General features: G+C 72.9%; 19 protein-coding genes and 1 pseudogene. 17 read left to right on the top strand and 3 right to left on the bottom strand.

Annotation, left to right across the window (positions count from 1 at the left end; translation table 11 throughout):
* Window positions 1-85 precede the first annotated feature (85 nt).
* The 3 genes from ACSYGO_RS19605 to ACSYGO_RS19595 all read left to right on the top strand — a co-directional run bounded on the left by ACSYGO_RS19605 (window position 86) and on the right by ACSYGO_RS19595 (window position 2,304).
* A complete protein-coding gene (locus tag ACSYGO_RS19605; protein WP_426675540.1) occupies window positions 86-403 on the top strand; it encodes a DUF6412 domain-containing protein in 318 nt (105 codons plus the stop codon).
* 151 nt (window positions 404-554) lie between these two features.
* Window positions 555-1,313: a YidC/Oxa1 family membrane protein insertase gene (locus ACSYGO_RS19600; RefSeq protein WP_460387154.1), complete on the top strand. Its 759-nt coding sequence runs from the start codon at window positions 555-557 to the stop codon at window positions 1,311-1,313.
* A 133-nt stretch (window positions 1,314-1,446) separates the two neighbouring features.
* Window positions 1,447-2,304: a fumarylacetoacetate hydrolase family protein gene (locus tag ACSYGO_RS19595; protein WP_460387153.1), complete on the top strand. Its 858-nt coding sequence runs from the start codon at window positions 1,447-1,449 to the stop codon at window positions 2,302-2,304.
* A gap of 287 nt (window positions 2,305-2,591) precedes the next feature.
* Here ACSYGO_RS19595 and ACSYGO_RS19590 read toward each other — a convergent pair whose 3' ends face one another.
* Together ACSYGO_RS19590 and ACSYGO_RS19585 are read right to left on the bottom strand one after the other, a co-directional pair.
* Window positions 2,592-3,056: a heme-degrading domain-containing protein gene (locus ACSYGO_RS19590; RefSeq protein WP_460387152.1), complete on the bottom strand. Its 465-nt coding sequence runs from the start codon at window positions 3,054-3,056 to the stop codon at window positions 2,592-2,594.
* Window positions 3,053-4,129, bottom strand: a complete 1,077-nt coding sequence (locus tag ACSYGO_RS19585) for a Gfo/Idh/MocA family protein (protein WP_426675543.1) — start codon at window positions 4,127-4,129, stop codon at window positions 3,053-3,055. The genes ACSYGO_RS19590 and ACSYGO_RS19585 overlap by 4 nt, the downstream gene beginning before the upstream one ends.
* A gap of 240 nt (window positions 4,130-4,369) precedes the next feature.
* On the opposite strand from ACSYGO_RS19585, the gene ACSYGO_RS19580 reads away from it, so the two are divergent.
* From ACSYGO_RS19580 to ACSYGO_RS19535, 10 genes and pseudogenes are all read left to right on the top strand, one after another.
* On the top strand, window positions 4,370-5,494 hold the full coding sequence (locus ACSYGO_RS19580) for an ROK family transcriptional regulator (protein ID WP_460389740.1): 1,125 nt from the start codon (window positions 4,370-4,372) through the stop codon (window positions 5,492-5,494).
* A 916-nt stretch (window positions 5,495-6,410) separates the two neighbouring features.
* On the top strand, window positions 6,411-7,358 hold the full coding sequence (locus ACSYGO_RS19575) for an LPXTG cell wall anchor domain-containing protein (RefSeq protein ID WP_460387151.1): 948 nt from the start codon (window positions 6,411-6,413) through the stop codon (window positions 7,356-7,358).
* A gap of 44 nt (window positions 7,359-7,402) precedes the next feature.
* A complete protein-coding gene (locus ACSYGO_RS19570; protein WP_426680702.1) occupies window positions 7,403-8,161 on the top strand; it encodes a GntR family transcriptional regulator in 759 nt (252 codons plus the stop codon).
* 153 nt (window positions 8,162-8,314) lie between these two features.
* The gene (locus tag ACSYGO_RS19565) at window positions 8,315-9,439 is read left to right on the top strand and encodes a TIGR03364 family FAD-dependent oxidoreductase (RefSeq protein ID WP_432172150.1); all 1,125 of its coding nucleotides are present in this window, start codon (window positions 8,315-8,317) and stop codon (window positions 9,437-9,439) included.
* 5 nt (window positions 9,440-9,444) lie between these two features.
* Window positions 9,445-10,200, top strand: coding sequence for an HAD family hydrolase (locus ACSYGO_RS19560; RefSeq protein ID WP_435224033.1), 756 nt, complete (start codon window positions 9,445-9,447; stop codon window positions 10,198-10,200).
* Window positions 10,197-11,336 carry an ABC transporter ATP-binding protein gene (locus tag ACSYGO_RS19555; protein ID WP_460387150.1) on the top strand — a complete coding sequence of 380 codons (1,140 nt, stop codon included), beginning with the start codon at window positions 10,197-10,199 and terminating at the stop codon, window positions 11,334-11,336. Before ACSYGO_RS19560 ends, ACSYGO_RS19555 begins: the two co-directional genes overlap by 4 nt.
* Window positions 11,329-12,201: a 2-aminoethylphosphonate ABC transporter permease subunit gene (locus tag ACSYGO_RS19550; protein WP_460387149.1), complete on the top strand. Its 873-nt coding sequence runs from the start codon at window positions 11,329-11,331 to the stop codon at window positions 12,199-12,201. The genes ACSYGO_RS19555 and ACSYGO_RS19550 overlap by 8 nt, the downstream gene beginning before the upstream one ends.
* The gene (locus tag ACSYGO_RS19545; protein ID WP_460387148.1) at window positions 12,188-12,985 is read left to right on the top strand and encodes an ABC transporter permease; all 798 of its coding nucleotides are present in this window, start codon (window positions 12,188-12,190) and stop codon (window positions 12,983-12,985) included. The genes ACSYGO_RS19550 and ACSYGO_RS19545 overlap by 14 nt, the downstream gene beginning before the upstream one ends.
* Before the next feature lie 59 nt (window positions 12,986-13,044).
* Entirely contained in the window at window positions 13,045-14,136 is a 1,092-nt protein-coding gene (locus ACSYGO_RS19540; RefSeq protein WP_460387147.1) for a 2-aminoethylphosphonate ABC transporter substrate-binding protein, read from the top strand.
* Between the two features lie 95 nt (window positions 14,137-14,231).
* Window positions 14,232-14,702, top strand: a pseudogene (locus tag ACSYGO_RS19535) (alkaline phosphatase family protein); the annotation flags it as partial.
* 92 nt (window positions 14,703-14,794) lie between these two features.
* On the opposite strand, the gene ACSYGO_RS19530 reads toward ACSYGO_RS19535, so the two are convergent.
* Window positions 14,795-15,892, bottom strand: coding sequence for an IS630 family transposase (locus ACSYGO_RS19530; protein WP_460387146.1), 1,098 nt, complete (start codon window positions 15,890-15,892; stop codon window positions 14,795-14,797).
* A gap of 114 nt (window positions 15,893-16,006) precedes the next feature.
* On the opposite strand from ACSYGO_RS19530, the gene ACSYGO_RS19525 reads away from it, so the two are divergent.
* The 4 genes from ACSYGO_RS19525 to ACSYGO_RS19510 all read left to right on the top strand — a co-directional run bounded on the left by ACSYGO_RS19525 (window position 16,007) and on the right by ACSYGO_RS19510 (window position 19,948).
* Entirely contained in the window at window positions 16,007-16,786 is a 780-nt protein-coding gene (locus ACSYGO_RS19525; protein WP_426680709.1) for an HAD-IIA family hydrolase, read from the top strand.
* Between the two features lie 196 nt (window positions 16,787-16,982).
* Window positions 16,983-17,813 carry a hypothetical protein gene (locus ACSYGO_RS19520; RefSeq protein ID WP_432172145.1) on the top strand — a complete coding sequence of 277 codons (831 nt, stop codon included), beginning with the start codon at window positions 16,983-16,985 and terminating at the stop codon, window positions 17,811-17,813.
* A gap of 1 nt (window position 17,814) precedes the next feature.
* A complete protein-coding gene (locus ACSYGO_RS19515; protein ID WP_432172144.1) occupies window positions 17,815-18,474 on the top strand; it encodes a class F sortase in 660 nt (219 codons plus the stop codon).
* A 457-nt stretch (window positions 18,475-18,931) separates the two neighbouring features.
* A complete protein-coding gene (locus ACSYGO_RS19510; protein WP_426680712.1) occupies window positions 18,932-19,948 on the top strand; it encodes a glycoside hydrolase family 6 protein in 1,017 nt (338 codons plus the stop codon).
* The last annotated feature ends 53 nt before the right edge of the window (window positions 19,949-20,001 follow it).

Here is a 20,001-nt window from a genome sequence, read left to right as displayed (position 1 = left end):
CGCGCGTACGTACGCGGCGACAGGCACGCGTACGAGCACGAGTACGCGTACGAGTACGCGCACGAGCGAAGAGGGGAAGCGGTCCATGACACGGAGCTGGGCGAACGCGCGTCCCGTCGCCGTGCTGCTGGTGCTTCTCCTGGAGGTCGCGCTGCTCGACACGGGCAGCCTCTCCGCCGCCGTGGCCGTCGCGTTCACCGCGACCGCGGCGGCCGGCTCCGCGCTCGCCGTCTGCGCCCTCACCGGCTCGCGCTGCGCGCCCGCCGTCCCCCGTACGCGGGTCCGGACGGCCATCCGCGACCGTGAGCACCGCACGGCCTTCCTGCCCCAACGCGATCCCGACGCCGCCGGGCGCACCCGCCCGCGCGCACCCGGCCGGGCCCTCCTGACGGCCACCGCGTAGGGACGCACCCCACCATCACGTCACCGGTCACGCCGACCGGCACTCCGTGCACCCCGCGCGGGCCCGTCATGCCGCAACCCCGACGCACGTCGCCCCCGACGCCGTCGAGGTGTCCGATCCCGGCACGACGAGACCCCCGGAGGGCTCACCCATGTCCACGTTCATGTCCGCCTTCGCCGACCTGGTCGAGCAGCTCGCCGACCTGCTCCGCCCGCTGTTCCACGACTCCGCGGCCGCCGCGGCGATCATCCTGTTCACCGCGCTCGTACGACTCCTCGTGCACCCCCTGTCCCGGGCGGCGGCGCGCGGGCAGCGGGCGCGCGCCGAACTCCAGCCCCGCATCGCGGAACTGCGCAAGAAGCACGGGAAGGACCGGGAGACGCTCCAGAAGGCCGTGCTGGAACTGCACGCGCAGGAGAAGGTGTCGCCGCTCTCCGGATGCCTTCCCAGCCTGCTCCAGATGCCGGCCTTCTTCCTCCTCTACCACCTGTTCTCCAGCTCGACGATCGGCGGCGACGCCAACGCGCTGCTCGGGCACCGGCTGCTGGCCGCGCCGCTCGGCGGCCGGTGGGCGGACGCCCTGGGCGACGGCGGGCTCATCGGTGCCCCGGGGCTCGTGTACCTCGGCCTGTTCGCGGTCGTCGCGGCCGTCGCCACCTTCAACTACCGGCGCACGAGGCGGACGATGGCGGCGGCCGCCCCGACGGCCGGCGACGAGCATCTGCCGGGACTCGCCTCGGTCAACCGGTTCATGCCGTTCCTGTCCTTCTTCACGCTGTTCACCGTGGCCGTGGTGCCGCTGGCCGCCGCGCTGTACGTGGTCACCAGCACGACGTGGAGCGCGGTCGAGCGGGCGGTGCTGTACCGCGACATGCCGGGCGCGGCACCCGCGGCGGCGGCCCTCGCCTGAGCCCGGCCGCCGGGGTTACGGTCCAGTCCGTGAACGGGCTATTGCGGACTGGACGCCGAACTTGGAGGATCGACCAGTCCTCCGATGGCTGCACCCGTCGGTCGACAGCCCGCGATCGAGGGAGATTGTGATCATGAAGCTGCTGCGAGTCGGTACGGCGGGATCGGAGCGGCCCGCGCTGCTCGACGCCGAGGGGACCCTCCGGGATCTGTCGGGCATCGTCCCCGACATCGACGGGGCACTGCTCTCCGACGACGCGGCGCTCGGCCGGATCCGTGCCGCCGCCGCGGCCGGGGAACTGCCCGCGCTGGACGCGGCCGGGCTGCGCGTCGGGCCGCCGCTCGCCCGCATCGGCAAGGTCGTGTGCATCGGGCTGAACTACCACGACCACGCCCGCGAGACCGGCGCCGAGCCGCCCGCCGAGCCGGTCGTCTTCTTCAAGGCGGCGGACACCGTGGTCGGCCCGGACGACACGGTGCTCGTGCCGCGCGGATCGGTGAAGACCGACTGGGAGGTGGAGCTGGCGGTCGTCATCGGCCGTACGGCCCGCTACCTGGAGACCGACGAGGAGGCGCTCGCGCACGTCGCGGGCTACGCGGTCGCGCACGACGTCTCCGAGCGCGAGTTCCAGATCGAGCGCGGCGGCACCTGGGACAAGGGCAAGAACTGCGAGACGTTCAACCCGCTGGGTCCGTGGCTGGTGACCGCCGACGAGGTCCCGGACCCGCAGAACCTGTCGCTGAAGCTGTGGGTCAACGGCGAACTCAAGCAGGACGGCACGACGGCGGAGCAGATCTTCCCCGTCGCCGAGGTCGTCCGCTACGTCAGCCGGTTCATGACGCTCTACCCCGGTGACGTCATCAACACCGGTACGCCCGCGGGCGTGGCCCTCGGGCAGCCCGAGCCGAAGCCGTACCTGCGGGCCGGTGACGTCGTCGAGCTGGAGATCGAGGGGCTGGGGCGGCAGCGGCAGGACCTCAAGAACGCGTAGGCGCTCCGCTTGGGTTGCGGTTCTGCGGGGCCCGGGGTGTCGGGGGTGGCGGCCTGGGGGTGCGGGCCTGGGGGTGGGGGCTTTCGGGTTTCGGGTCCCGTGCGGGTGGAGTGTGGCTGGGCGCGCCGTTCCTCGCGCCCCTGGCGGGGCGTCTCCGGTTTCGGGTCCCGTGCCGGTTGGGGGTGTGGCTGGGCGCGCCGTTCCCCGCGCCCCTTACGGGGCGCTCCGGTTCCGCGCCCCTACAGGGGCGCTTCCGGCCCCGCCCGTTGGCGGGGCCGGGAAGGGGTTCAGGTGGTCTTGAGCCGTTCCAGGGCCTCTACGACCATGGCGTGGTCCTCGACCTGGGGGAGGCCCGACACCACCACCGTGCCGATGACTCCCGCGCCCTCGACGGCGATCGGGAACGCGCCGCCGTGCGCGGCGTACGTGCCGGGGTCCAGGCGCGAGGACTCCTCGAACGTCGTGCCCTTGGCGCGGAAACGCGAGCCGACCAGGAGCGACGAGCAGCCGTAGCGCTCGACGACCCGGCGCTTGCGGTCGATCCACGCGTCGTTGTCCGGAGTCGAGCCCGGCAGCGCCGCGTGGAAGAGCTGCTGCCCGCCGCGGCGGATGTCGACGGCGACGGGCGCCCGGCGCTCGCGCGCGAGCTCCACGAGGAGCGTGCCCAGGGCCCACGCGTCGTCGTACGTGAAGTGCGGCAGCGTCAGACGGCGCTCCTGCTCCTCCAGCTCGGCGATCTCCGGCGCGTTCACAGGGACACCGCCACGGACTCGCGGGCGGACCGGCGGGCCGCCTCCAGGACGTCGAGGGCGGCGGCCGCCTCGTACGCGGTGACCGGGTTGGGGCCGCCGTCGCGGAGGGCGGCGGCGACAGCCGCGTAGTACGACGGGTAGGCGCCCGGGACCGTGGGCTCGGGTCGCCCGCCGCCGCTCAGCGGGGACTCCCCGGAACCGACGCGGCCCCACAGGGCCTCGGGCTCGACACCCCATTCCGTGCCCGCCGCGGGCCGCTTGCCCTCGCGCAGGTCCGCCTCCTGCGGGTCGAGGCCGTACTTCACGAAGCCGGCCTGCGAGCCCAGGACGCGGAAACGCGGGCCGAGCTGGGCGGTCGTCGCGGAGACGTAGAGGTGGGAGCGGACGCCGTTCGCGTGCGTGATCGCGATGAAGGTGTCGTCGTCGGTGGCGGCGCCGTCGCGACGGACGTCCGACTCGGCGTACACCGAGGTCGCGGGGCCGAAGAGGACGAGTGCCTGGTCGACGACGTGGCTGCCGAGGTCGTAGAGAAGACCTCCGATCTCTGTCGGGTCGCCGGACTCGCGCCAGCCGCCCTTGAGCTGCGGACGCCAGCGCTCGAAGCGGGACTCGAAGCGCCAGACGTCGCCCAGTTCACCCTCGTCCATCAGCTTGCGCAGGGTCAGGAAGTCGTTGTCCCAGCGGCGGTTCTGGAAGACGGAGAGCAGCAGCCCGCGCTCGTCGGCCAGCGCCGCCAGCTCGCGGGCCTCGGCGGCCGTACCGGCGAGGGGCTTGTCCACGACCACGGGCAGGCCGGCCTTCAGCGCGGCCGTCGCGATCGGCACGTGGGTCTTGTTCGGCGAGGCGATGACGACGAGGTCCAGCTCGTCGGCGCGCGCCCACAGCTCGTCCGGCGTGGCGGCGAACCGGAGGCCGTCGCCGAACTCGGCGCGGGCCTGCTCCTGCCGCTCCGGGTTCGACGTGACGACCGTGTCCAGGGCGAGCCCCTCGGTCGCGGCGATCAGCGGGGCGTGGAAGACGGAGCCCGCGAGGCCGTAGCCGACGAGGCCCACACGGAGGGGAGTACGAGTCATGCCTCCCACTTTCGCAACGCTGTTGCCAAAGTGCAAGCGCGGGGGACAATGGCCGATGTGAACAGGACGAACGCGGGAGAGGCGGGACAGGCACCGGCGCCGACGGCGGCCGGGGGCCACCCGCGGGCGGGCGCTGCCGAGCCGGCGGGTGGCGCGCACGGGGCCGCGGGAGCGGGCGGGGTCGTCGAGGCGGTCGGCCCGGGCGGCTCCTCGGGCGCGGGTGCGGGCGGGGTCGCGGGCATGTCAGGGCCCGCCGGGGCGAACCTGCTGGCGTTGCGCAGCCACAACGCCGCCCTCGTGCTCGACCTGCTGCGTGCCGCCGGGCCCGCCGGGATCAGCCGGCTCGAACTCGCCGAGCGGACGGGGCTGACCCCGCAGGCCGTCAGCAAGATCACCGCCCGGCTGCGGGCCGAGGGGCTCGCGGCGGACGCGGGCCGCCGGGCCTCCACCGGCGGCAAGCCGCGCACGGTGCTGCGGCTCGTCCCCGAGGCCGGTCACGCCGTCGGACTCCATCTCGACCGGGACGAGCTCACGGCGGTGCTGTGCGACCTCACCGGAGCGGTGGTGGCGGAGCGCAGGGCCCCGCTGGACCTGGGCGCCGGGGGCGACGCGGTCGTCGAGGGCGCGGCCGGGGAGGTCGAGACGCTGCTCGCCGGCGTGTCCGTGCTGGGCGTGGGCGTCGCCCTGCCCGGACCGCTCGACCACACGCGCGGGGTGCTGCACCGCGTCACCGGATTCCCGCAGTGGGACGGGTTCCCGCTGCGGGACGCGCTGGCGGGCCGGCTGGGCCTGCCCGTCGTGGTGGACAAGGACACCAACGCCGCCGCGCTGGGGGTCGCGGTGGCCGGGGGCGAGCCCGCCGGGTCCGCCGGGTTCGCCGCGCCGGCGGGCTCCGGCGCCGGGTCCTTCGCGTATCTGCATCTCGGTACGGGGCTGGGGGCCGGGCTCGTGATCGGCGGGGCCGTGCATCGCGGGGCCCGCACCGGGGCGGGGGAGTTCGGGCACCAGGTCATCCAGCTGGACGGGCCGTTGTGCGGGTGCGGCAACCGGGGGTGCATCGAGGTGCTGTGCCTGGACGCGGTCCGGCGGGGCGCGCCGGAGGAGGCGGCCCGGGTGCTCGGGGCGGGGGCCGCGAACCTGGTGGGGCTGCTGGACATCGATCTCGTGCTGCTGGGCGGGCGGACCGTCGCGGCGGCGGAGGACGTCTTCGTGCGCGGGGTCGGGGCGGTGCTGGAGGAGCGGGCCCGGCGCGAAGGGGCCGCCGCGGGCGTGCCCGTGCGGGTGGCTCCGGGCGGGCCGCGGGGCGTCGCCGAGGGGGCCGCCCAGCTGCTGCTGGCGCCGCTGTTCGGGCGGGGGGAGGGGTAGGGCGACCCCGGCTCCGGCCGTACCTGGGAGCGCGCCGGGGGGGCGTCAGCCCGTCCGGCGTCCGAGAGCGAGTCCGTCCGGGCCGATCCGGCGGGCGCCGGTGAGGCATCGGCCCGTCCGGCGTCCGAGAGCGAGTCGGTCCGGGCTGGGGAGTGCCGGTGAGCCGTCAGCCCGTCCGGCGCTTGAGGACGAGGCCGTCCAGGCCGATTCGGGGGTGCTCCGGTCGTAGTGCCGGTGGGGCATCGGCCTGTTCGGCGTCCGAGAGCGAGTCGGTCCGGGCTGGGGAGTGCCGGTGAGCCGTCAGCCCGTCCGGCGCTTGAGGACGAGGCCGTCCAGGCCGATCCGGGGGTCTGGGGGCGGAGCCCTCAGGAACAAGGGACGGGCAGGGGTGGCGGGGGCGAGAACCGTCCGGCGCCCACCCGGCACGAAGGGCACGCGCCAGGCACGCGGGGCACCGATCCGGCACGCCGGCCCCCCACCCGGCTGGGCGCCCACCCGGCACACAGGGCGCCCACCCGACACGCAGGCCACCCACCCGGCTCGCCGGGCACCGGCCTCCGGACCCGGCTGCGGTACCGGCCTCCGGACCCGACTACGGCTCGGGCTCCGGACCCGGCTGCGGCACCGGCCTCCGGACCCCGCCGCGGCCGTAAGGCCCCGACGAGTGAAGCCCCGCGCCGGACGGGCTGAGCGTGGCGCGGACACGGCTCGACCGACGGGAGCCGGCGCCGGACGGGCCGACAGCCGCTGCGGCGGCACTCGAAAGGGGCCGCCGTTCGGGCTATTTGTGCTACTTGTCCGGCGTGGTGGGGCACCACGGGCGGAGCGGCATGGCACGGTCGGGGAGGCCGTTGCCCGGTACCCCTGCCGCTTTCGATCCCGTTCCCAGCCGCCCCCCGATCGGCAAAGGCCCTTCATGCGACTGCGTTCCCTGCTTCCGTTCACCCTGACCGCCGCCGCCCCCGCCGCTCTGGGGAGTCTCGCCCCGGCGGCCTTCGCGTCGACCCCGGCCCCGGCGCTCACCGCCTCGGAGCCCCGTCCCGCCTGCGCCGCGCCCGACACCCGGGACTTCCCCATCAAGACCCGTATCCACGGCGGTCCGGCCGCGTACGACGTCGGCGGCGACTTCTCGACCTGGTACATCGACCTCACCAACACCACCGCGCACACCTGCGGCGGCATCCACCCGATCGTCGTGCTCGTGGACGAGAAGCGGGCGTTGCGGCCGGAACAGGCGCGGCTGGAGTTCTACGAGGGAGAGAAGTCGCACGCGGTGACGTTCGACAAGAGCGACGAGGCCGAGAACGTGGGCGCGTTCGACGACGGATTCCCGGGGTTCACCGTGGGCGCGGGCCGGACCCTCACCGTGAAGGTGCGGCTGTCCCTGACGTCGGACGCGCCCGTGCCGAACGAGGTCGTCGCCAACGCGGCCGTCGTGCAGCGGCACAACGACGACGGCGACTGGGTGGGGGAGTCGAACGACTACCGCTTCCGCGTCGAGGACCACGGCGAGGACCCGCAGGAGAACGAGGAGCGGGGCGAAGAGTCGACGGGAGAGGAGCCGCAGGAGGAGCAGCAGGGGGAAGGGCGGGATCCGGAGCAGGGCGTCGGCGACGGGGAGAGCGCCGGGGCCGACCCCGGCGTCGGGTCCACCGCGAGTGCCGGGGACGGCACCGCCACCGGGGACGCGAGCCGCGAGGCCACCGGCACGGAAGAGAACGCGAACCCGTCCGCGGACGTGCTGGCCAGTACGGGACCGGGCGCGCCGCACGCCGTCGGGGTGGCGGCGGGCCTGCTGCTGTCGGCCGCCGGGGCCGCCCTCTTCGTGGTCTTCCGCCGGGAGCGCCCGGGCCGGCACCGCTGACACCCGTACCGCGGGGCCCCGGCACCGTCTGCGACGATCCCCTCGTGGACTACCCGAACGACCAGGCCCCCGGGGCCCCCGTCCGCTCCGGCATCCCGGAGCACGGCCGTATCCCGAAGTACTACGCGGTGAAGGCGCACATCGCCGTGCTGATCGAGGAGCTGGGCGAGGGGGGACTGCTGCCCACCGAGCGTGATCTCGCCGAGAAGTACGAGGTCGCGCGCGAGACGGTGCGCCAGGCGCTGCGCGAGCTGCTGCTCGAAGGGAAGCTGCGCCGGCAGGGGCGCGGGACGGTCGTCGCGGGCCCGAAGCTGGAGCAGCCGCTCTCGCTGGCGAGCTACACGGAGGGCGTGCGGCGGCAGGGCCGTACGCCCGGGCGCACGCTGATCTCGCTCGACCGGTTCCCCTGTCCCGAGGCCCTGGCCGCGGAGGCCGGGCTGACGCGGGGCGAGCCGGTGTGGCACATGGAGCGCGTCCTGCTCGCGGACGACGAGCGGGTCGGGCTGGAGAGCACGTACGTCGCCGTGGCCCGCGCCCCGCGGCTCGACGAGGACTTCACACCCGACTCGTCGTTCTACGCGTACCTGCGCGACCGCCTCGGCATCACGTTCGGCGACGCGGACGAGCGCATCGAGACGGTGCTGGCCACCCCGCGCGAGGCGCTGCTCATCGGTACGCCGCCCGCGCTGCCGATGCTGCTGATCCACCGGGTCTCGCGGGACACGGACGGGCTGCCGCTGGAGCGGGTGCGGACGCTGTACCGGGGGGACCGCTTCTCCTTCTCGGCGCACCTCCAGGGCTGACGCGGGCCCGTCCGGGGCGGGGGCGACATGGGGCGCTCCCGCCCCTTTTTATAACGTGAAGATAACGGGTCTAGCCCAAACGTGATGGGCAGTTCACCATCTGGTTGCGGTACGGACCCTTCCGATTCCCCCTTCCCGAGGAGCGTGGCCGTCGTGAGAGTGATAGTTGTCGGAGCCGGCGTGGTGGGCACCCTGCACGCCTGGCACGCAGTGGAGCGCGGCCACGAGGTCGTGCAGATCGAGCGTGAGGCGGAGGCCCGCGGGGCCTCGCTGCGCAACTTCGGACAGATCTGGGTCAGCGGTCGCGCCGGAGGCGAGGAGCTGGAGACCGCCCTGCGGGCGCGGGAGCTGTGGGAGACGATCGGGGCACGCGTCCCGGGTCTCGGGTTCCGGGCCTGCGGGTCGTTGACCCCGGTCCGCAACCCGCGGGAACGCGCGGTGGCCGAAGCGGCCCTGGCCCGCCCGGACGCCGCCGCCCGCGGCTACAAACTGCTGACCGCGGGCGAGGCGCGCGCCGTGAACCCCGCCCTGCGGGGCGCCTTCGAAGCCGCCCTGTTCTGCGAGCGCGACGCGGCCGTCGAGCCGCGCACCGCACAGCTCGCGCTGCGCGAGGAACTGCTGAGGTCCCCGCGCTACACCTTCCTGCCGGGCCGCGAGGTCCGGGACGTCGTCGGTGAGCACGCGGTCCGCGACGACCACGGCGACGTCCACCGCGGCGACGCCGTGGTGCTGTGCACGGGCGCCTGGCTCGGCGGCCTCGTACGGGAACTGGCGGGCCCCGAGCTGCCCGTGCGGCGCGTACGGCTCCAGATGATGCAGACCGACCCGCTGGGCGAGCCGCTCACCACCTCCGTCGCCGACGCCGACAGCTTCCGCTACTACCCCGCGTACCGGAGCCCGGCCCTCGACGCGCTCGACGCGCACCAGCCGCAGTCCGCGACCGCCGCCGAGCACCGGATGCAGCTGCTGATGGTGCAGCGCGCGGACGGCGGCCTGACCATCGGCGACACCCACGAGTACGAGCACCCCTTCGCCTTCGACACGGTCGAGGAGCCCTACGAGCACCTCACCGAGGTCGTCGAGTCCTTCCTCGGCCGCCCGCTGCCGAGGATCCGGCGCCGCTGGGCCGGGGTGTACGCGCAGTGCACCGACACGAGCCGGGTCGTGCACCGGCAGCAGGTGCGCGACGGCGTATGGCTCGTCACCGGGCCCGGCGGGCGCGGCATGACCTGCGCCCCCGCGATAGCCGAGACAACCGCCGAACAGCTGGGCTGGTGAGGAACATGACCGAACAGACCCCCGACACGCGTCCCGCCCGGGACATCCGCCTCGTCGTCCTCGACATGGCCGGCACCACCGTCGCCGACGGCGGCCTGGTGGAACAGGCCTTCGCCGCGGCGGCCGGAGAGCTGGGCGTCCGGCCCGGCTCCGCCGACCACGCCGAGAAGCTCGACTACGTCCGCGCCACCATGGGCGAGTCCAAGATCTCCGTCTTCCGGCACCTGTTCGGCGAGGAGTCCCTCGCCCGGCGCGCCAACTCCGCCTTCGAGAAGGCGTACGGGGAACTCGTCGACGCCGGGCACATCGCCCCGGTCGCGGGCGCCCGCGAGACGATCGAGGAACTCGTCGGCTCCGGCCGGACCGTCGTGCTCACCACCGGGTTCGCCCGCGTCACCCAGGACGCCATCCTCGACGCGCTCGGCTGGCGGGACCTGGTGCCGCTCACGCTGTGTCCGGCGGACGCGGGAGGCCGCGGACGGCCGTACCCGGACATGGTGCTGGAGGCGTTCCTGCGCACCGGGGCGGCCGAAGGCGTCCAGCAGGTCGCCGTCGTCGGCGACACCTCGTACGACATGCTCAGCGGCGTACGCGCCGGGGCGGGCGTCGTCGCGGGCGTGCTGACCGGAGCGCACGGCGCCGAGGCGCTGCGCGCGGCCGGGGCCGGGCACGTGCTGCCGTCCGTGGCCGCGCTGCCCGCCCTGCTCGGCGCGGCCGGCCCGCTGGACGGGGCCGCACCGCGCGGCGGAGCCGGGCGATGACCGGCGGAATCCGCTTCGACCGGGTGTCCGTCGCCTACGACGGCACCACGGTCCTCGACTCCCTCGACCTCACGGTCGAGCCCGGCGAGGTGATGGCCCTGCTCGGACCGTCCGGCTCCGGGAAGACCACCGCCCTGCGGGCCGTCGCCGGATTCGTGCGGCCCGCCTCCGGGCGGGTGTTCATCGGCGACCGCGACGTGACCGACCTGCCGCCGTACCGGCGCGGGATCGGCATGGTGGTGCAGCAGTACGCGCTCTTCCCGCACATGCGGGTCGAGGACAACGTCGCCTTCGGGCTCAAGGCGCACAAGGTGCCCCGTGGCGAGATCCGCGGACGGGTCGCCGAGGCGCTGGAGATGACCGGGATGACCGCCTACGCCCGGCGCCACCCCCGCGAACTGTCCGGCGGGCAGCAGCAGCGTGTCGCCATCGCGCGGGCACTCGCCATCCGGCCGGGCGTCCTCCTCCTCGACGAACCGCTGTCCGCGCTCGACGCGCAGCTGCGCTCCGGCATGCTCGCCGAACTGGCCCGGCTGCACCGCGAACTGCCGGACGTGTCCATCCTGTACGTCACCCACGACCAGATCGAGGCACTCACGCTGGCCGACCGGATCGCGGTCATGGACAGGGCCCGGCTCAGGGACGTCGGCACGCCCCGGCAGCTGTACCGGGCCCCGCGGACCGAGTTCACGGCGTCCTTCGTCGGCAACGCGAACCTGCTGCCGGTGACGGTGGGGGCGGACGGGGTCGTCTTCGCCGGGACCGGGCTGAAGGTGGCGACCGGCGGCGCCGCCCGGGGCGCGACCGCGACGCTGTGCGTACGGCCGCACCTCGTCGGTCTCGGTGCCGGGCCCAACGCGCTGACCGGGACGGTCGCCGAGGTCCAGTGGCGGGGGGCCACGCATCGGCTCCACGTCGACGTGGGAGGACATCGGGTCAAGGCGGACGTGCGGGAACTTCAGCAGCCGCCCGCCCTCGGGGACGAGATCACCGTGCACTTCGCGCCCGAGGACGCGGTGCTTCTCTCCGCCGGCGTCACCGCCGAGGACACGGTTCCGGTCACCGCCGAGGACACGGTTCCGGTCACCGCCGGGAAGACCGCGCCGATGGCCGAAGGGGTGACCCGGGATGGCTAGCGCCTCGGTCGCCGCACCGCCGGCGGCGGTCACCGGGCCCCGCAAGGGCATCCCGCCCTGGGCGTGGGCCCTGCCACCCGTCGCCGTGCTCGGGCTCGTGTTCCTCTACCCGCTCGCCCTGGTCGTCCGGCAGTCCTTCCGGCCGGACACCGGGGGCACCTCGGCGCAGGCCTACGGGGACGTGTTCGCCTCGGCCGCCTTCCGGGAGGCGCTCGGCACCACGGTGTGGCTGGCGCTGGGATCCACGGCCGGGTGCCTGGTGCTCGGGTTCGTCCTCGCCCTGGTCATCGCCTTCGTGCCGTTCCCCGGCGGGAAGGCGGTCGCCAAGTTCATCGACGTCTTCCTGTCCTTCCCGTCCTTCCTGATCACGCTCGCGCTGCTGTTCGTCTACGGCACCGTCGGCATGGCCAACGGGCTGTGGACGGGCGCCACCGGGGCGGCCGAGGGACCCTTCCAGTTCCTCACCACGCCCTGGGGTGTGCTCCTCGCGGAGATCACGTACTTCACCCCGTTCGTGATGCGCCCACTGCTCGCCGCCTTCTCCGGCATCGACACCGCTCAGCTGGAGGTCGCGTCCTCGCTCGGCGCACGGCCCGCGCGGATCGTGCGGCAGGTCGTCCTGCCCGAGGCGCTGCCCGCGCTCGCCGCCGGCGGCAGCCTGGTCCTGGTGCTGTGCCTGAACGAGTTCGGCATCGTGCTGTTCACCGGGGCGAAGGGGGTCACCACCCTGCCGATGCTCGTGTACAGCAAGGCGATCCTGGAGTCGGACTATCCGGGAGCGTGTGTCGTCGCCGTCGTCAACGTCCTGATCTCCGTGGGGCTGTACGGCCTCTACCGGGTGGTGAGCCGCCGTGCTGGTGCATAGCCGCAAGGGGAAGTGGGCCACCTGGGCCGTCTTCTTCGTCCTCTTCCTGCCCCTGTTCGCCCTGCCCCTGCTCGTCGTCCTCGCCGCGTCGTTCGCCACGAACTGGTCGAGCGCGTTCCCGTCCGGCTTCACCACCGGCCACTACACCGCCGCCACCCGCGGCGAATCCCTCCAGGCCCTCACCACCAGCCTGGTCACCGCCCTCACCGCCAGCCTGACCGCGCTGGTCGTGGGCACCTGGGCGGCGCTCGCCGGGCACGCCCTGAAGAAGCGCGGCAAGCGCCTGCTGGACGCGCTGTTCATGCTGCCCCTCGCGGTGCCCTCCGTCGTCGTCGGGCTCGCGACCCTGGTCGCCTTCTCCAAGCCGCCGATGCTGCTCAACGGCACCCGGTGGATCGTCATCCTCGCGCACGCCGTTCTTGTCACGGCGTTCGCCCATCAGTCGGTGTCGGCCGCCATCGTGCGTCTCGACCCGGCCTACGAACAGGCCGCCGCCTCCCTCGGCGCCCGGCCCTCCTCCGTGCTGTGGCGGGTGCGGCTGCCGCTGCTGCTGCCCTCGCTCACCGCCGCCGCGGGGCTCTGCTTCGCCCTGTCCATGGGTGAGTTGAGCGCCACGATGATGCTCTACCCGCCCGACTGGACCCCGCTGCCCGTCCAGATCTACGCGGCCACCGACCGCGGCGCCCTGTTCACCGGCTCCGCGCTCGCCGTGGTCCTCATGACGGCGACGGTGCTCGTCCTGTTCGTCGTCTCCCGGATCCGCACCAAGGCCTCCTACCGCTGATCCGTCCCACCCGCGGAAAACCCTCAGAAGCACCGACCACGCAAGGAGTTCACCTCGCCATGCCCAGAAACGCCCGCTCGCTCCGCCTCGCCCCGATCGCCGCCGTGACCGGCAGCCTCGTCCTCGCCGGCTCCCTCACCGCGTGCGGCGGCGACTCGGCCGCCTCCGACGCCAAGGTCGTCACCGTGTACAGCGCCGACGGCCTCAAGGGCGAGAACGGCGACGGCTGGTACGACCAGGTCTTCAAGGACTTCGAGAAGCAGACCGGCATCAAGGTCGAGTACGTCGAGGGGGGTTCGGGCGAGATGGTCCAGCGCGCCGTCCGCGAGAAGACCAACCCGCAGGCCGACGTCCTCGTCACCCTCCCGCCGTTCATCCAGCAGGCCGACGGCAAGGGCCTGCTCCAGAAGTACGCGCCCAAGGGCTCCGACCAGGTCGACGGCGCCGACAAGGCCGCCGACGCCACCTGGACCTCCGTCGTCAACAACTACTTCGGCTTCGTCTACAACAAGAAGGAGCTGAAGCAGGCACCCACCACCTGGGACGAACTGCTCGACGGCACGTACAAGAACAAGCTCCAGTACTCCACCCCGGGCGTCGCCGGCGACGGAACCGCCGTGCTCATCAAGGCGATCCACGACTTCGGCGGCAAGGAACCCGCGCTCGCCTACCTGAAGAACCTCCAGTCCAACAACGTCGGCCCGTCCGCCTCCACCGGCAAGCTCGCCCCCAAGGTCGACAAGGGCGAACTGCTGGTCGCCAACGGCGACGTCCAGATGAACTACGCGCAGTCCAAGGACATGCCGAACCTCGGCATCTGGTTCCCCGAGGCCACCGGCAAGGCCACCGACGCCGCCGGCAGGCCGACCACCTTCGCGCTCCCGTACGCCGCGGGCCTCGTCACCAAGGCGCCGCACTCCGAGAACGGCAGGAAGCTCCTCGACTTCATGCTGTCCGCCAAGGCCCAGCAGCAGGTCAGCGCGATCGGCGGCGGCTTCTCCGCGCGCTCCGACGTCGAGGCCACCGACGCCAACGCCATCGCGCTGGCCAAGCTCATGGACGGCGTCGAGGTCTTCGAGCCCGACTGGGCGGACATCGACAAGAACCTGACCTCGTACGTCGAGGACTGGAAGTCCGCCACCGGCAGCTGAACCCCGCCCCACCCGCGACGCCCCTGGAACCACCGGGGGCGTCGCCATGCCCGGCACGCACCACCGTCGCTGTTCCGTCCGTGCTCCACACCACCGACCCCTCCGCGATGGGCACGGGCGGCGTCACCGAGTGGCGCGGCTGGTCCTTCACCACGGACGAGTTCTGGACGAAGGCCCAGGCCGGCCAGAACCGCGAGAGCAACGTCCGGGCCCGCAACGTCTTCGCGGTCGCCGACGGCGACGAGTGGCAGGACAAGACCTTCTCGGGCACCTTCGACTCCACGCTCGTGAGCCCCGCGTACCCGGTCACCGGAGGCGCCGCGGCCACCCTCACGTACACCACCTACTACCGCCACGAGTCCCCGCAGAAGGGCGAGGTGCTCGTCTCCTACGACGGCGCGGCACCGGTCGGCGTGAAGACGTACACCGCCGACACGTCCTCGCGCGTGGAGAAGGTGACCCTCCAGGTCCCGGCCGGAGCCCGGACCGCGCAGGTCCGGTTCCGCTGCACCGGCGGGAACAACTGGTACTGGGTGATCGACGGGGTGTCGGTCGAGCCGGCCTGACCGCACCACGGCCCCCGAGCGGGCCGGGAGCACGCCGTCGTGACCAGGGATGCCGGTCCGATCGGGGCCCGAACAGATCCGAACAACACCCCCTAGTGACCTGAGTCAGAGATTCGGTGGCAGTAGGCGGCGAGTTTGTCGAGGATCTCGTCGGCTGTCTTCGTCCAGACGAAAGGCTTGGGGTGGTCGTTCCAGTCGGCGAGCCAGGCCCGGATGTCGCGTTCGAGGGCCTGGACGGAGCGGTGGACGCCGCGCTTGAGCTTCTTCTGTGTGAGCTCGCCGAACCACCGTTCCACCAGGTTCAGCCAGGACGCGCTGGTCGGCGTGAAGTGGAGGTGGAACCGCGGGTGGGCCAGCAGCCACTTCTTGATGCCGGGCGTCTTGTGGGTCGCGTAGTTGTCGAGGATCAGGTGCACCTGAAGCCCGGCAGGTACTTCCCTGTCGAGCTTGGTGAGGAACTTCTTGAACTCGGCGGCCCGGTGGCGGCGGTGGAGGGAGCCGATGACCTTGCCGGTCGCCACCTCCAGGGCCGCGAACAGAGTGGTGGTACCGGCGCGGATGTAGTCGTGGCTGCGGCGTTCGGGAACACCGGGCATCATCGGCAGGACCGGCTGGGACCGGTCCAGGGCCTGGATCTGCGACTTCTCGTCCACACAGAGGACCAGGGCCTTCTCCGGCGGGTCCAGATAGAGACCGACCACGTCGCGGACCTTGTCGATGAACAGCGGGTCCGTGGACAGCTTGAACGTCTGTGAGCGGTGCGGGGCCAGGGCGAACGCCCGCCAGATCCGGGAGATCGCCGACTGCGACATCCCGGTCGCCGCTGCCATCGACCGGGTCGACCAGTGCGTCGCGTTCTTCGGCGTCTCTTCGAGAGTCTTGACGATCACCCGCTCGACATCCGCGTCGGTGATCTTGCGCGGGACGCCGGGACGCGGCTCGTCGTGCAGGCCCTCCAGGCCACGGTCGAGGAACCGCCGTCGCCAGGTGCGGACCGTGTCCGCCGCGACCCCCAGCCGGCGCGACACCTCCGCGATCGAATGACCCTCGGCGCACTCCAGCACGATCCGGGACCTCTGGGCCAGAGCCTGAGCTGTCGAACGCCGACGCACCCACCCCTCAAGCACAGCCCGCTGGGCATCGGTCACAGACAACGGCGGAATCTTCGGTCCAGGACGACTCACACCCAACCAACGACGAATCTACGACTCAGGTCACTAGGCTGGGGGCGCCGGCACAACGTCGTTCCGGCGCCCCCGGATCGAGTGCGTGCAGGTACGCGAGGACGGCAGGAGACCCAGCAGATGGCAGAGCGCAAGCCCATCGAATCGTGGCTCACCGACATGGACGGTGTGCTCATCCACGAGGGCGTGCCGATCCCCGGCGCCGACGCCTTCGTCAAGAAGCTGCGTGAGTCCGGGAAGCCCTTCCTGGTGCTCACCAACAACTCCATCTACACCGCCCGCGACCTGCACGCCAGACTCCGGCGCATGGGCCTCGACGTGCCGGTCGAGAACATCTGGACCTCGGCCCTGGCCACCGCCAAGTTCCTGGACGACCAGCGGCCGGGCGGCACCGCGTACGTCATCGGCGAGGCGGGCCTGACGACGGCGCTGCACGACATCGGATACGTCCTCACCGACCACGACCCGGACTACGTGGTCCTCGGCGAGACGCGCACCTACTCCTTCGAGGCCATGACGAAGGCGGTCCGGCTGATCAAGGAAGGCGCCCGTTTCATCGCCACCAACCCCGACGAGACGGGTCCGTCCACCGAGGGACCGCTGCCCGCCACCGGCGCGGTCGCGGCACTGATCACCAAGGCGACCGGCAATAAGCCGTACTTCGCGGGCAAGCCGAACCCGCTGATGATGCGCACCGGCCTGAACGCGATCGGGGCGCACTCCGAGACCAGCGCGATGATCGGCGACCGCATGGACACCGACGTGCTGGCGGGGCTGGAGGCCGGGATGAAGACCTTCCTGGTCCTCACGGGCCTGACCACGCCCGAGGAGATCGAGCAGTACCCGTACCGGCCGTCGAAGGTCGTGGACTCGATCGCCGACCTCGTCGACCTGGTCTGAGACCCGCCGGGACCGGGTCTGAAACCCGCCGGGACCCGGTCCGAGACCCGCCGCGACCTGGTCCGAGACCCACCGGCCCGTCTGAAACCCGCACGAAGGCACACAGACTCGGACGGAGCAACCGGGCCGCTCTGAAGATGCGCCCCGGCGCCACGAGAGGGAACCTCCTGTTGTCTGGAGGTTCACGATGCGTTCCATGCGAATCACTCTCTGCGCCGGGGCGGCGGTCGTGGCCGCGTTCGCACCCACAGCGTGGCTCGCCCCCTTCGCCTTCGCGGCCGACCCGGGTACGGGCGTGCTGCTGACGCCCGCGGCCCCCGCCCCCGGCACCGACGTCCGGCTGCGGGCGACCGGCTGCTCGGGCAGGACGGGCACCGCCACGTCCTCCGCGTTCGTCGCGGACGCGCGGCTCACCGCCGACGGCGGGGGTGTCCTGACCGGCGACACCCGGGTGACCAGCGGGCTGGCGCCCGGCACGTACGCCGTCGAGGTCGACTGCGACGGCCGGGACGGCAAGGTCACGGGCGTCGCGCAGATCGTGCCGCGCAGCGCCGCCACCCAGGGCGCCGTGCCCGACCTGCTGCCGAACGACATCGTGCAGCACCTGCTGCCGCAGGACATCGGGCCGACCATCCGGGTGCCGCAGGGCATCGTCCCGACCGGCATCGTGCCCACAGGAATCGTCCCGACGGGCATCATCCCGACGGCTCTCCTGCCGCAGGACAGGCCGGACGCCGCCGAGCCCGGGAGGGACTCCGACTCCGGCGAGGACCCCGGTACCGACCACGGCTCCGACTTCGCGTCCGCACCGGGCGAGATCCCGGCCTCGCCGGTCGCGCCCGTGCACGCGGGCGGCGGCGGCACCGTGCTCCTCGCCACCCCGGACGCGCGAGCGGCCGGCCCCGGCACCCGGCAGGCCGTGATCGGCCTCGTCCTGGCCGGCGTGGCCGCCGTCGCCGTCGCGATCCTCCCCCGGGTCCGGGGTTCCGCCCGGACCGTCACGCGCCGGGGGGACGAGCGCGACTGACATGTCCGAGCACGAGCGTTCTTCCGGCGCGGGGCGGCTGCTGACCGCGGTGGCCTGGCTGGTGCTGCTGTTCGGGCTGTGGTTGTGGGGCCGCGACGTGACCGATGTGCGGCAGGGCCTCACGACACCCACCACCGGGGACATCGCGGCCGTCGGGCGCCCGGACGTCCCGCTGCCGCCCGCGCTGGAACCGCTCGGCAACGCGCGCCCGCAGCGCCTCGACATCCCGTCGATGGAGGTGCAGGCCCCCGTCGTCGCCCGCGGGCTCGACCGGCAGGGCGCGATCGAGCCGCCGCCCTTCGAACAGCCCGGCGTGGTCGGCTGGTACGCCGCCGGCGTGCGGCCGGGAGCGGCCGGCGCCGCCCTGTTCGTCGGGCACGTCGACACCGACACCAAGCCCGCGGTCTTCTACAAGCTCAGCGCGGTGCGGCCCGGAGCGACGGTCCGTGTCGTCCGCGACGACGGGAAGGTCGCCGAGTTCACCGTGGACGAGGTCCAGGTGATCCCGCGCGATCACTTCGACGCCCAGCAGGCCTACGGTGCCCGGAAGCCGGGGCGGGCCGAGCTGCGGCTCGTCACCTGCGGCGGCACCTTCGACCGCGCGAGCCGCACCTACACGGCGAACGTGGTGGTGTCGGCGTACCTCACCGGCAGCCGTTGACGAGCGGTACCGGGCCCGGTCGACGACACGCTCCCCCGGGAGCCGCCGACCGGGCTGGTCCTCGACCGCGCGCGCACGGGCTGCGGGAGTAACCCGGCGACCGGCGCGGGAGGTTCTGGGTCCGTCCGCGCGGGTACGCGGGCGGAGGCAACCGGCTCGGGGCCGTGGCCATTTGTGGCAACTCTAGAACGGATGAGCGTTCCGGCCTAGAGGTCGTTTGACGCCAAGTCCACGACCCGTGGCTCTGCGTGATGGACGCAGGTGGGCGTTGCCCCGGGAGGGGGCGGGGCGGCCCGGCGCCCGGAGCGTGCGCTTCGCGCGCCCGGGGCGGATGTCTCCGGGTCCCGGAAGGTCCGGGGCTGTAACAGCTCTCCGACAAGGGGTGGGTGACCTCGTGAGCCGCGCGACACCTATGTCAGGATTGAGACTTAGGACGGTGCACCCAAGGGGGAGTTGGATGTACGGCAGCAGGGGGGCCGGGGCACGGGCGTCCGTGGCGGTGGTGGGGGCGGCACTGCTTCTCGCGGGATGTTCCTCCTCCGGGGGAGACGGCAAGAGCGACGGCTCGGGTGCCAAGGTCACACAACAGCCCAAGAATTCGGACCCGTTCTGGGTCAATCCGGACGGGAACGCGGCCGAGCAGGTCGCCGCCTACCTGAAGGCGGACAAGAAGGACGAGGCCGAGCAGATCCGCAAGATAGCGGAGCAGCCGACCGGCGAGTGGATCGGCCCGGAGAACCCGGAGTCGGAGGCGCGCGGCTTCACGGAGGCCGCCGAGAAGGCGGACCGGGCCGCGATCCTGGTCCTCTACAACATCCCGCACCGCGACTGCGGACAGTTCTCGCAGGGCGGCGCCGCCGACGGCGACGCCTACCGGACCTGGATCGACGGGGTCGCCCAGGGCATCGGGGACCGGCCCGCCACGGTGATCCTGGAGCCGGACGCGGTCCTGCACCTGGTCAACCAGTGCACCCCGGACGAGTACCACGAGGAGCGCTACGACCTGCTCAAGGGCGCCATCGGAAAGCTCAAGTCCCTGAAGAACACGAAGGTGTACCTGGACGCGGGCAACGCCGGCTGGGGACACCCCGACCAGATCTTCCAGCCCCTCCAGTGGGCGGGCATCGACCAGGCCGACGGCTTCTCCGTCAACGTCTCCAACTTCTACTCGACCGAGGACTCCGTCGCGTACGGCAAGCAGCTGTCCGCGAAGGTCGGCGACAAGCACTTCGTCGTCGACACCAGCCGCAACGGCAACGGCCCGTACACGGGCGGCAAGTCCGACGAGAACTGGTGCAACCCGCCGGGCCGCGCGCTCGGTGAGACCCCGACGACCAAGACGGCCGATCCGCTCGTCGACGCCTATCTGTGGGTCAAGCGGCCGGGCGAGTCCGACGGCACGTGCAAGGGCGGGCCGAAGGCCGGCCAGTGGTGGCCGGAGTACGCGCTGAAGCTCGCACAGGCCACCGAGTAGCGCGCGGGCCGCCGGGCATCGGCGGCCGAACACGAGGAAAAGGGGGCGCCCTC

This window comes from Streptomyces krungchingensis (assembly GCF_054729265.1).
This window is presented reverse-complemented; position numbering and strand designations above follow the sequence as displayed.